The 11795-nt window shown below is 67.4% G+C and carries 14 protein-coding genes and 1 tRNA gene; 4 read left to right on the forward strand and 11 right to left on the reverse strand.

The features are described 5' to 3' along the window. Window positions 1-195 precede the first annotated feature (195 nt). Window positions 196-272: transfer RNA gene (locus VF662_RS10185), tRNA-Met, on the reverse strand. A 146-nt stretch (window positions 273-418) separates the two neighbouring features. On the opposite strand from VF662_RS10185, the gene VF662_RS10190 reads away from it, so the two are divergent. Next, window positions 419-844: a DUF3775 domain-containing protein gene (locus VF662_RS10190; protein WP_464140607.1), complete on the forward strand. Its 426-nt coding sequence runs from the start codon at window positions 419-421 to the stop codon at window positions 842-844. A gap of 14 nt (window positions 845-858) precedes the next feature. On the opposite strand, the gene VF662_RS10195 is transcribed toward VF662_RS10190, so the two are convergent. Further along, complete coding sequence (locus VF662_RS10195) at window positions 859-1335, reverse strand: 2'-5' RNA ligase family protein (RefSeq protein ID WP_464140609.1); 477 nt, start codon at window positions 1333-1335, stop codon at window positions 859-861. Between the two features lie 41 nt (window positions 1336-1376). Continuing rightward, window positions 1377-3326, reverse strand: a complete 1950-nt coding sequence (locus VF662_RS10200; protein WP_464140612.1) for a potassium transporter Kup — start codon at window positions 3324-3326, stop codon at window positions 1377-1379. 157 nt (window positions 3327-3483) lie between these two features. Between VF662_RS10200 and ald the strand changes: the two genes are divergently transcribed. Beyond that, a complete protein-coding gene (ald, locus tag VF662_RS10205) occupies window positions 3484-4584 on the forward strand; it encodes an alanine dehydrogenase (protein ID WP_464140634.1) in 1101 nt (366 codons plus the stop codon). 60 nt (window positions 4585-4644) lie between these two features. Then, complete coding sequence (locus VF662_RS10210) at window positions 4645-4869, forward strand: DUF3072 domain-containing protein (RefSeq protein WP_464140614.1); 225 nt, start codon at window positions 4645-4647, stop codon at window positions 4867-4869. Window positions 4870-4967: 98 nt separating this feature from the next. On the opposite strand, the gene VF662_RS10215 is transcribed toward VF662_RS10210, so the two are convergent. The 7 genes from VF662_RS10215 to ccmC all read right to left on the reverse strand — a co-directional run bounded on the left by VF662_RS10215 (window position 4968) and on the right by ccmC (window position 9845). Next, window positions 4968-5609 (reverse strand): tetratricopeptide repeat protein, encoded by a 642-nt coding sequence (locus VF662_RS10215; protein WP_464140616.1) that lies wholly within the window; start codon window positions 5607-5609, stop codon window positions 4968-4970. Next, complete coding sequence (locus tag VF662_RS10220) at window positions 5609-5953, reverse strand: cytochrome c-type biogenesis protein (RefSeq protein WP_464140636.1); 345 nt, start codon at window positions 5951-5953, stop codon at window positions 5609-5611. Before VF662_RS10220 ends, VF662_RS10215 begins: the two co-directional genes overlap by 1 nt. Before the next feature lie 158 nt (window positions 5954-6111). Then, a complete protein-coding gene (locus tag VF662_RS10225) occupies window positions 6112-6639 on the reverse strand; it encodes a DsbE family thiol:disulfide interchange protein (RefSeq protein ID WP_464140618.1) in 528 nt (175 codons plus the stop codon). Next, a complete protein-coding gene (locus tag VF662_RS10230; protein ID WP_464140621.1) occupies window positions 6636-8561 on the reverse strand; it encodes a heme lyase CcmF/NrfE family subunit in 1926 nt (641 codons plus the stop codon). The genes VF662_RS10225 and VF662_RS10230 overlap by 4 nt, the downstream gene beginning before the upstream one ends. After that, window positions 8558-9007: a cytochrome c maturation protein CcmE gene (ccmE, locus tag VF662_RS10235; protein WP_464140623.1), complete on the reverse strand. Its 450-nt coding sequence runs from the start codon at window positions 9005-9007 to the stop codon at window positions 8558-8560. Before ccmE ends, VF662_RS10230 begins: the two co-directional genes overlap by 4 nt. Further along, window positions 9004-9135: a heme exporter protein CcmD gene (locus tag VF662_RS10240; RefSeq protein ID WP_464140625.1), complete on the reverse strand. Its 132-nt coding sequence runs from the start codon at window positions 9133-9135 to the stop codon at window positions 9004-9006. The genes ccmE and VF662_RS10240 overlap by 4 nt, the downstream gene beginning before the upstream one ends. Next, a complete protein-coding gene (gene ccmC / locus VF662_RS10245; protein ID WP_464140627.1) occupies window positions 9132-9845 on the reverse strand; it encodes a heme ABC transporter permease CcmC in 714 nt (237 codons plus the stop codon). Before ccmC ends, VF662_RS10240 begins: the two co-directional genes overlap by 4 nt. Window positions 9846-9941: 96 nt before the next feature. Here ccmC and VF662_RS10250 point away from each other — a divergent pair, with 96 nt between their 5' ends. Then, complete coding sequence (locus tag VF662_RS10250; RefSeq protein WP_464140629.1) at window positions 9942-10862, forward strand: DMT family transporter; 921 nt, start codon at window positions 9942-9944, stop codon at window positions 10860-10862. Here the strand turns inward: VF662_RS10250 and VF662_RS10255 are convergent. Beyond that, window positions 10859-11795 (reverse strand): Glu/Leu/Phe/Val dehydrogenase family protein (locus tag VF662_RS10255; protein WP_464140632.1); only part of this gene is annotated, 937 nt, incomplete at its 5' end. The two genes, VF662_RS10250 and VF662_RS10255, sit on opposite strands and share 4 nt — an antisense overlap.

Genomic DNA, 11795 nt, shown 5'->3' on the forward strand with positions numbered 1-11795 from the left:
TAAAACCCGCCGCCCAGTGATGGACTGCTACCTGGAGAGGGGATCAAAGGTGCTGTCCGGTTGAAGGCTCAATGCTCCAACCCTCGCTTTGGTGCCCTCCCCTTTCGACGGATCGGCCGCAGCCGGCGACGGAACCGCCGCCGATGCGACGAAAGCGCATGGGGGCCGACGAAAGCACATTTGGAAGTCGGGTGATGGTAGCGGAGGAGGGACTTGAACCCCCGACACGCGGATTATGATTCCGCTGCTCTAACCAGCTGAGCTACTCCGCCCCAAGGGCCGCTTCGGCATATGGGATGCCGGCGTCGCGGCGCTATAGGCAGCGCCGCTTTTCGGGTCAACCGCACGAAATCTCCACCGGAACCGTGCGCCCGTTCCTGTCGTTGCAGGTGGAAGTTCGGTGCGACGGAGACGAAAAATGGACCTGCTGACCCCCCTCGAAACCTACTGCCGCCTGATCATCCGGGCCAAGGAAATGGAGGCGCAAGTCCCCGCCGTCGACCCCGATGAGGATCCCGACAATGTCGACGATTTCGACGACGATGCCGAGGACCAGGCGCTCTCGGTGCTTGAAGACGAACTGAATTCCGGGGTCGAGGAAGAGATGCGGGCGATGCTCGACGATCTCGCCGACGACCAGCTGGCCGAAACGCTGGCACTCGCCTGGGTCGGGCGCGGCACGTTCGATGCCAGCGAGTGGGAAGATGCGATGGCCGAAGCCAACGATACCGACCCCGAATCCTCCATCGACGAGCTTCTGGACATGCCCCTCCTCGCCTCTCACCTGGAAGCGGGCCTCGCGGCCTTCGACTATAGCTGCGAAGGCGTTGGCCAGAACGATTAGCCGCCGGCCGGAGACTAGCCGCGGAACGCGTGGCTCCTGATCGGCTCCCAGGGCCCGCCCAGATAGCGCCATGAGGCAAGCCCCTTCAGCGCCAGCGGCCGCGGCTCGAAGGCAGCCCGGAGCCGCTGCTGGAGCCTTTTCGCCTCCTTCGGCTCCACCTTGTTCTGGATCGTGACGTGCGGCCGCCACGGCGCCATGTCCTGCGGCGTCAGCATGCCGCGGAACGCTCCCGCGAGGTCGTACCGGATGTCCTCGAGCTCCTCGCTTTCGACGCGAAAGGCAGTCCCCGTGCCGAGGTCGATCACCCCCGCGATCCTTGCCTTCGGGGCCGGAACCGCCGTGTAGGTGGCGAGCCGCTGCCCAAGCTCGCGCTCGAGGCTCGGCGGGAGGTGGTGGAACAGAGTGAGGTGCGCCGGCACCTGGTTGCGCTCCGGAGGAAAATGGGTGCGGCGAAGCTCCTGAAGCCAGCCATTGTCGCCATCGCCGAACAAGGCGGTGACGATGATCGGAGCGGCTCCGGCCGGGGCGCCGCTCAGATTTCCACCTGGCTGCCGAGCTCCACCACCCGGTTCGGCGGGAGCTTGAAGAATTCCATCGCGCTTTCCGCGTTCCGAAGCATCCACGAGAACAGTTTCTCGCGCCAGAGCGCCATTCCCGGCCGCGAGCCCGACGCGAGCAGCGTCTGGCGGGCAAGGAAGAAGCTCGTATCCATCATCTTGAACTGCGGTCCGCAGCTCTGCACGCGGAGCAGAGCCGACGGCACGTCCAGCTCTTCCATGAAGCCGAAGCGGAGCACGAGGCGATAGAAACCGCTCCCGAGATCGGTGAGATTGAAGCGGCTGACCTCCTCCACATAGGGCACGTCCTCGATCTTCACGGTCAGCAGCATCACCCGCTCGTGGAGCACCTTGTTGTGCTTCAGATTGTGAAGCAGCGCATGCGGCACGCCGTCGGGCGCCGTCGTCATGAAGACGGCCGTGCCCGGAACCCTCGTCGCGCTGTTGGCGGCCGATTTGACGAAGATCTCCACCGGCATTGCCGCCTCGCGCATCCGATCGATCATCAGCTTGCGCCCGCGAGCCCAGGTGGTGAGGAGGGTGAAGGCGACGAGGCCGACCAGGAGCGGGAACCAGCCGCCGTCGGGCACCTTGGTCAGGTTCGCGCTGAAATAGGCGATATCGACCATGAAGAAGACCGCGAGCAGCGGGATCGCCGCCCACGGCTTCCAGTTCCAGAGCGAGAAGAGCACGACGGTCAGCAGGCAGGTATCGATGAACATCGCACCCGTCACCGCGATCCCGTAGGCCGCCGTGAGGTTGCTCGAATTCTGGAAGAACAGGACGAGCAGGATCACCATCACCATCAGCGCCCAGTTGATCACCGGGATGTAGATCTGCCCGACGGCCGCTTCGCTGGTGTGGGTGATGCGGAGCCGCGGGATGAAGCCGAGCTGGATCGCCTGCTGGGTCACCGAGAAAGCGCCGGAGATCACCGCCTGGCTGGCGATGATCGCGGCGAGCGTCGCCAGGATCACGAGCGGGAGCCGAAGCATCTCGGGCGCAAGGAAGAAGAAGGGGTTCCGCACCAGCTCCGCGGCTTCGGCCGCGCTCACGGATACGATCATCGCCCCCTGCCCCATATAGTTCAGCATCAGCGCGGGAAGCACGAAGACAAGCCAGGAAAGCCCGATCGGCCGCCGCCCGAAATGGCCCATATCGGCGTAAAGCGCCTCGGCCCCGGTGACGGCGAGGACGACGGAGCCGAGCGCCAGGAAAGCCCGGGATCCGTCCGAGAGGAAGAAGTTCACCGCGTTCAGCGGGTTGAGCGTTTCGAGGATGATCCCCGGCGCATTCACCAGGCTTATCACGCCGAGGATGGAGATCGTGCCGAAATAGGCGATCATGACCGGGCCGAACATCGCCCCCACCCGCGCCGTGCCGCGCGCCTGGATCATGAAAAGGCCGATGAGGATGCCGACGGCGATCGGGATCACGAACGGCTGGAATCCGGATTCCACCAGCGTGAGCCCCTCGACCGCCGAAAGCACGGTGGTCGCCGGAGTGATCATGCTGTCGCCGTAGAAGAGCGCGGTGGCGAACACGCCGAGCAGCACGATCCCGGACGTCCAGCGCCGCTTCCGGTCGCCCTGGGTGACGCGGTTGATGAGCGCCAGCAGCGCCAGGCTGCCGCCCTCGCCCTTATTGTCCGCGCGCATGATGATGGTGACGTATTTCACCGTCACCACCAGCATCATCGACCAGAAGATGAGGCTGAGGACGCCGTAAATGTGCTGCGGGTCGGGCGTCAGCGGGTGATGCCCTGCGAAGGTCTCGCGGAATGCGTAGATGGGGCTGGTGCCGATATCGCCGTAGACGATGCCGATCGAGCCCAGCATCAGCTTGGCAAGGCTGCCGTGGGGATGGTGCGCGGAGGCAGGCGGACGATCCGCAGGGAGTTCTGGCGCGGCGGCGGTGTCGGTCATGGATGGGAAAGGCGAGTGCCTTCGAACCTTTTCGCTCTACCGCCCGGGCCCGCCAGGCGCCGCCGCGATTAGCATAGGGGCAACCTCTTCTGCAACGGCGACAAAGGCGAGCGTCCCTTCTATAGACGCCCGCAAACAAACAGCCATGGAGTCGAAGATGCGCGTCGGCGTGCCGAAAGAGGTCAAGGTTCACGAATATCGGGTGGGGCTGACCCCGCCCTCCGTTTCCGAGCTGGTCGCGGCGGGCCACGAGGTGATCGTCGAGACGGGCGCGGGCATGGGCATCGACTTCGAGGACCAGGCCTATGTCAACGCCGGCGCACGGATCGCGCCGAACGCGGCCGCCACCTTCGCCGAAGCCGACATGATCGTGAAGGTGAAGGAGCCGCAGCCGCAGGAGATCGCGCTGCTCGAGGCACGCCACCTGCTCTTCACCTACCTTCACCTCGCGCCCGATCCCCAGCAGGCCCAGGGCCTCATCAAGTCCGGCGCGACCTGCATCGCTTATGAGACCGTCACCGCTCGCGACGGGTCGCTGCCGCTCCTGAAGCCGATGAGCGAGGTCGCGGGGCGCATGTCGGTCCAGGTCGGCGCCCATTACCTTGAAAAGGAGCAAGGCGGCCGCGGCGTGCTGCTGGGCGGCGTCCCGGGCGTTGCTCCGGCGAAGGTCGCGATCCTCGGCGGCGGCGTCTCAGGCGTCAATGCGGCGCAGATGGCGGTTGGCATGCGTGCCGACGTCACCATCTACGATATCTCGATGCCGCGCCTTGCCGAGCTCGACATGTTCTTCTCGAGCCAGATCAAGACCGCTTATGCGTCCAAGGCGGCGATCGCGGCTGCGGTCGCGAACGCGCATCTCGTCATCGGCGCAGTCCTGGTGCCCGGCGCGGCGGCTCCGAAGCTCGTCACCCGCGACATGCTGAAGACCATGAAGCGCGGCTCCGTCCTCGTCGACATCGCGATCGATCAGGGCGGCTGCTTCGAAACGTCGCGGCCGACGACCCACGAGGATCCGGTCTATGTGATCGACGACGTCATCCATTATTGCGTCGCGAATATGCCGGGCGCGGTCGCTCGCACTTCCGCCTTCGCGCTGAACAACGCGACGCTGCCGTTCGTGCTGAAGCTCGCCAACCAGGGCGCCGAAGCGGCGATGAAGGCGGACCCGCACCTCGCCAACGGCCTGAACGTGATGGGCGGCAAGATCCGCCACCAGGCGGTCGCCGAAGCGCTCGGGCTGGAATACGAGCCCTTTTAAGGGAACAGAAGTGGAACATGATCGTTGATCCGGAAACTCCAACCAGCCGGAAAGACGATCATGTCCGCCACTGAAAATCCAAAAGCCGAACCCCAGGGCAACGCCGCCAAGGATCCTGATGACTGGGTCACCGGCGACGAGCAGATGACCGGCGCCCAGGCCTCCTACCTGAAGACTCTGAGCGAAGAGGCCGGCGAGGAATTCGACGACGGCCTCAGCAAGGCCGAGGCATCCAAGAAGATCGACGCGCTCCAGGAACAGACAGGCCGCGGCGTCGACCACTGACCGGCTTCCACGAACCGCTTTTTGCCCCGAGCCGATAGGACGCACGAGTGAGAACCTAGTGTGAACTTAGGCCCGGCTTCGGCCGGCACCAACGGGGATCAGCGGGTGGGCCGGGCCCGCTGCATCGCCCGAAGCTGCTCGATCATCTGCACCCGCTCGACCACCATCGGGCGCCATTCGGCGTCCGCGGGTGCGCGGGCGAGGAGTGCGAGCCAGACCCGCTCAGCCTCGTCGAAGCGGCCGCCCTGCGCCAGCGCCAGGCCGTAAAAGAATTTCGGCCCCGGATGCTCCGGAGCGATCGCTGCCGCCCGGTTGAAGGCGAGTTCGGCGGCGGGCGTCATCATGCCGTCGGCATGGACCACAAGCGCGTTGCCGAGCCCGACCCAAAGATCGGGGTCGCGCGGGTGCGCCCTGATCCCGGACCGGAGGATCGCGGCCGCGCTATAGGTGTCGCCGCGCTGGTGGTAGGAATCGGCCATCCTCAGCCAGAAGCTCGCCTGGTCGACCGCCCCGAGCATCGCCTCCCGCGTCTGCGCGAAGGCGCTTTCCGGAAGCTCGAGCCGCGCCGGGGGCGGCACCGGCCTCCCGGCAAGCGCCGGCCTCCCCTGCCAGGCATAGCCCGCCATGGCGAGCAGCAGCGCGGCTCCCGCAAGCTGCAGGCCGAGCCGCCCGAAGCCCGCAACCTTCCACAGCGCCAGAAGCACCAGCGCCGCGAGCGCGATCATCAGCAGCCAGCCCATCAGCCGCGCCTCCGCCGGAAGCGGCCGCGGGCGAGGAAGGCGCCGATGGCAAGCAGCACCACGGGCGCGATCCACAAGGGCCAGGTGACCGGCTCCACCGGCGGATCGTAGCTGATCCAGTTGCCGTAGCGCTGGATCAGCCAGTTCCGGATCGCATCCGGCTCCTCGCCCGCTTCGATCCTGCGGCGCACCAGCGAGCGCATGTCCCCCGCCATCTCGGCGTCGCTGTCGGCGATTGATTGGCCCTGGCAGACGAGGCAGCGCAAGGTCTGCATCAGCGCCGCCGCCTTCGCCTCCTGCTTCGGGTCCGGCAGCTGGCGGTAGGCATATTCCGCCGGCGCCATCTGCGACTGGGCCGGCAAGGGGCTCGAGCTTACGAGAAAAGCCACGCAGGCAACAGCAACCCACCCGTCATTGCGAGCGAAGCGAAGCAATCCAGCGCCGCCTTCGCCGCCCGCTGGATTGCCGCGTCGCGTCGCTCCTCGCAATGACGGGAGGCGCATCACTTGGCCGCCTCATAGGCCTTGACGATCTCGATCAGATCGTCGGGCTTGATGTCGCCGAGATGCTGGTGGCGGATGACGCCCTTGCCGTCGATCACGAATGTCTCGGGGACTCCCGATGAGCCCAGGGCAAGCTGGACCCGGCTGTCGCGATCGCTTCCGATCCGCTCGAAGGGGTCGCCATAATCATTCAGGAATGCCGCCACGTCCTCCGGCCGGTCGCGGATGGCGATCGCGTCGATCGGAATGCCCCGCCGCTTCAGCTCCATCAGCTGCGGCGCCTCGACCTTGCAGGGGCCGCACCAGCTGGCGAAGATGTTGAGCACGCGCGGCTTGCCCGTGGTGAAGTCCGCCTTCCGGAGCCCCGGCCGCTGCGGCACCGCTCCCGGGAGCGCGAATTCCGGCATCGGCTGCCCGATCAGCTGCGATCGCAGCGTCCGGTCGCCGGGGCTCGACAGGCCGAACGCAACCACCATCAGGAACAGCGCAAAGATACCAAGCGGGAGCCAGATGATCAGCCGCCTCATGCCCATTGCTCCTGCATGCGGATCCGCCGCTCCCGCCTCACCCGGCCGATCAGCGACAGCAGCCCGCCGAAAGCCACCATGAAGCCGCCGAGCCAGATGAGGGTGACGAACGGCTTCCACCAGAGCCGCAGCTGCCACCGCCCCTGCCCGTCCTGCTGCCCGATCACCGTATAGAGCTGCCCGCCGGGCATCGTCGCGATGTCGGCTTCGCTCGTCGGCGTCGGCGGGGACGTGAAGGTGCGCGCCTGCGGCTTCAGCATGATCGGCGCCTTGCCCCGGCGCTGGGCCGTCAGCCTCCCCTCGATCGCAGTCCAGTTCGGCCCCGCGATCGGGTCCGCCCCCTTGAGGCGGATCTCATAGGGGCCGACGCTCGTGCTCTCGCCGACCCGGAGGGCGATCAGCCTCTCGCTGGTGAACATGCTTTCCGACGCCATTCCCGCGAGGCTGACCGCAATGCCGAGATGCGCGACCACCATCCCCCAGGTGAAGAGCGGCGTCCTCAGAAGGTTTCGCTTCCACAAGGGCGCGAGGCTGGCGATCCCCGCGCCTGCGGCCAGCAGGAAGCCCAGTAGCGGCAGGATCCTGATCCCCGGTACCAGCACCAGAGCCGCGACCGCCGCCGCGCCCGCCGCGAGCAGGGGCACCGCCATGCGCCTAAGCACGTCCGCCCCCTTGTCCCTCCGCCAGCGGATCAGCGGCCCCGCCGCCATGATCGCGATCATCACGAGAGCGATGGGTCCGGCGGCCGCGTTAAAATAGGGCGGCCCCACAGACAGCTTCTCGCCCGAAACAGCCTCGACGACGAGCGGATACAGCGTTCCGACGAGCACGATGCCGAGGATCACCGACAACAGGAGGTTGTTCGCGACCAGCGCGCCCTCGCGACTTACCGGCTCGAAGGTGGCGCCCTCCTTCACCGTCCCGATCCGCAGCCCGAACAGCGTCAGCGCGCCGCCGATATAGAGCGCCAGCAGTGCCAGGATGAAGGTGCCGCGCTGCGGATCGACCGCGAAGGCGTGAACGCTGGTGAGGATGCCGGAGCGGACGAGGAAGGTCCCCACCATCGACATCGAGAAAGCGACCACCGCCAGCATCACCGTCCACGCGCGAAGGCTGTCGCGGGTGGCGAGCACCGTCACCGAATGGAGCAAGGCGGTGGCCGCAAGCCAGGGCATCAAAGATGCATTCTCGACCGGATCCCAGAACCACCAGCCGCCCCAGCCCAGCTCATAATAGGCCCAGTAGCTTCCGGCAGTGATGCCGAGCGTCAGCATGATCCAGGCGGCGAGGACCCAGGGCCGCATTGATCGCGCAAAGGCTGGGCCGACGTCCCGCGTCACCAGCGCTCCCACGGCAAAGGAGAAAGCCACCGAGATCCCGACATAGCCGATGTATAGCGTCGGCGGATGGAAGGCGAGGCCGGGGTCCTGAAGGAGCGGGTTCAGCCCCTGCCCCTCCGCCGGGGCAGGATTGAGCCGCTCGAACGGGTTCGAGGCGAAGAGCAGGAAAGCGTAGAAGCCGATCGCGATCGCCGCCTGCGCAGCAAGTGTCGCGATCAGCGTCCGTTCGGGCAGCCGCCGCTCGAGCAGCGCGACCGCGCCGCCGGCCGCCCCCAGGATCGTGACCCAGAGCAGCATCGATCCCTCATGGTTCCCCCACGTCCCGGCCAGCTTGTAAAGCCAGGGCTTGGCCGAATGGCTGTTGGCCGCCACCAGCGCCACCGACAGGTCGGTCCTCAGGAACAGCTGGATCAGCGCCAGGAAGGCGAGCGCCACCAGCACCGCCTGCGCCACCGCGATCGGGCGCACGCCGGTTCCCAGCACCTCGCCCCCGGGCCGAAGCGCCGCCGCGCCGAGGATCAGCTGCAGAAGCGACATCGATGCGGCGATCCACAACGCCGCGAGCCCCAGTTCCGCGATCACCGGAGCGTCTCGGTCTTGTGCTTCGATCCGTCCCGCGCGAGCTGCGGCGGCATGTAATTCTCGTCATGCTTGGCGAGGATCTCGTCGGCCACGAACAGCCCGCCCGGCTGGAACCGCCCCTCCGCGACCACGCCGCTCTTCTCCTTGAACAGGCTCGGCGGAATGCCCTTGAAGCGCACCGGGATCGTGGCCGGAGTCTCGTCGCCGACCACGAACTCGATCGTCACCCCGTCGGCGGCGCGCCTGATTGAGCCGCCCCGGACCATCCCGCCGATGCGGACGTTCCGGTCCAGCGGGATGCCCTCCCGCGCGACGTCGGCCGGCGCGTAGAAGAAGGCGGCATTGTCCCTGAGGCCCCACATGCCGAGGATCACCGCTCCGATGACCGCGGCCGCAGCGAGCAGGAGCAGGACCAGGCGCTGGTTCTTCGGCTTGACCGCGCTCACGGCTCCCGCCTCAGCGCCTCGGCGTCGGCCTCGGCGCGGCGCATCCCGGCCCAGCTCCACACGGCTAGGCCACCGGTCCCCAGCAACGTCACGGCGTAAGCTCCGATAATGAACGGCCAGTGGCTCACGCGGCCATCCTCCTCAGCCGTGCTTCCACCTTCTGCCGCGCGAGCGCGGCGCGCATTCGCATCAGCACGATCGCTCCGAACAGCAAGGAGAAGCCGGCGGTCGACAGCAACAGGGGCCAAAGCATCGAGGCGTCGATGCTCGATCCGCGGACGCCGATGCTCTGCCCCTGGTGGAGCGTGTTCCACCATTCGACCGAATATTTGATGATCGGGATGTTGATCGCCCCGACGAGGCCGAAGATGGCGGTGATCCGCCCCTCCCCGCCCCGCTCCCGATCGGCTTCGGCAAGCGCGATATAGCCCGCGTAGAGGAAGAGGAGGACGAGCATCGAGGTCATCCGCCCGTCCCATTCCCAATAGGTGCCCCAGGTCGGCCGGCCCCAAAGGGATCCGGTGACGAGGCAGATGGCGGTGAACAGCATGCCGGGCACCGCCACCGCTCGTGCCGCGACGGCGGCAAGCGGATGCCGCCAGACGAGCTGCATCAGGCTGGCGATCGCGATGCCGGTCCAGCCGCCCATTCCGAGCCAGGCGGCCGGCACATGGACGTACATGATGCGGACGCTCTCGCCCTGCAGATAATCCTCGGGCGAGAGGAAGAGGCCGCCCACCAGCGCGGCGGCGATCAGCACGGCTCCGCCCCAGCCGAGCCAGCCGGTCAGCGGCCGCGCAAGCCTCAGAAATCGTGCGGGATTCGCGTAGATGTGCATCTCTTGCCCGCGCGCTCTTTAGCCGAGGGGCATGCCGCATCAAAGGGAATACGCCCTTGCCGTCCGCACGCCCCCGCCGCAGAAGCGGGCGCACCGATGGCCGACACCGCCTCCTCCTCGCGCCCGGAACAGAACCGGCTCCTCGGCATCGGCCTCAGGATCGGCGCGACCACCTGCTTCGCCTTCATGGCGGCGATGATCAAGCTCGGCTATTCGCACGGCGTCTCCACGCCCGAGCTCGCCTTCTACCGGTTCGCGTTCGGGCTTCCGCCGCTCCTCCTCTGGGTCGCGGCCTCTCGAAACTACGGCGTGTGGCGCACGGAGCGGCCGATGGCGCACGTCTCGCGTGCAGCGATCGGCCTTTCCACCATGCTGCTGGCCTTTAGCGCGCTCGCCTATCTGCCGCTTGCGGAGGCGACGACGATCGGCTTTGCAGCGCCCCTCTTCGCCGTGATGCTGTCGGCGCTGGTGCTGAAGGAGCCCGTCGGCCGCCACCGCTGGAGCGCGGTCATCATCGGCTTCCTCGGCGTCGTCATCGTCATGCGTCCGGAGGGGAGCCACCTTCCCGCCATCGGGCTGACGCTGGCGGTGCTGGCGGCGTTCGGCGTCGGGATCGTCACCATCACCATCCGGCAGATCGGAAGGACGGAAGGGACGCAGACCACCGTCCTCTGGTTCAGCCTTCTGTCGATGCTGGTGCTTGGGACGTTGCTGCCCGTCTACGGCCGGGTCCACGATCCGGCGACCTGGGGTATCCTCGTCGCCCTGGGCCTGTTCGGCGGCTGCGGGCAGCTCTTCCTCACCTCCTCACTGCGGTTCGCGCCCGTCTCGGTGGTGGTGCCGTTCGATTATACGCAGCTGCTCTGGGCAGTGCTGCTCGGCTGGTGGATCTTCGAGACCCATCCGCCGGCGACGACCTGGACCGGCGCCGCGGTGATCATCGCCAGCGGCCTCTACACCGTCTACCGCGAGCACCGCCTCGGCCGCGCCAGGCCCAAGGCGGCACCACCTCTTTAGGAGCGGCCAATCAGGCGGCGGGCCATGCCGTCGGCGACCGCGGCCGGATTGCGGCCGGTGGCGTCGCTTTCCGCCCAGATCGTGTCGAGGCGGCCCGGGATCTGCTCGATCTTGGCTTTGACGCCCGCCTCGTCGGCATCCTTCAGATATTCCGACGCGACGTTGATGATGCCGCCCGCATTGATCACGTAGTCGGGCGCGTAGAGGATTCCCCGCTGGTGGATGAGGTCGCCCTCGGCCGGCGTGGCCAGCTGGTTGTTGGCGCCGCCCGCGACCACCGGCACCCGGAGCGCCGCAATGGAATCCGGCGTCAGGATCGCGCCAAGGGCGTTGGGGCTGAACACGTCGGCTTCCAGAGTCATGATCTCGCCCGGAGCCGCAACGCTGCCGCCGACTTCGTCCGCAAGCTTCCGAGCGCGCGCCTGGTCGATGTCGGCGATCGTGATCCGCGCGCCGTCCTTGGAGGCGTGACGGGCAAGGCCGCCGGCGACGCTGCCTGCGCCCTGGATGGCGATGTGGAGGCCGGACAGGCTTTCCTTGCCAAGCTTCCGGCGAACCGCGGCGCGGACGCCGAGATAGACGCCGTAGCTGGTGTGCGGTCCCGGATCGCCGCCGACCGCCCCGGCCGCCACCGGCAGGCCGGAGACGTAGCGGGTCTGCTTCGACACCTCGACGAGATCCGGAACGGTCACGCCGACATCTTCGGCGGTGACATATTTGCCGCAAAGGCCCTCGACCGCGCGACCGAAGGCGGCGAACATCTCCGGCGTCTTGGTACGCGCCTCATCGGCGAGGATCACCGCCTTGCCGCCGCCGAGCGCCAGGCCCGCCATCGCATTCTTGTAGCTCATGCCGCGCGAGAGGCGCAGCGCATCGGCAAGCGCATCGCCGCGGTTCGGATAGTGCCACAGCCGCGTTCCGCCCGCGCCGGGC

Origin of the sequence: Allosphingosinicella sp., from assembly GCF_036387215.1 — a bacterium.
In the GTDB taxonomy this organism is placed as follows: domain Bacteria; phylum Pseudomonadota; class Alphaproteobacteria; order Sphingomonadales; family Sphingomonadaceae; genus Allosphingosinicella.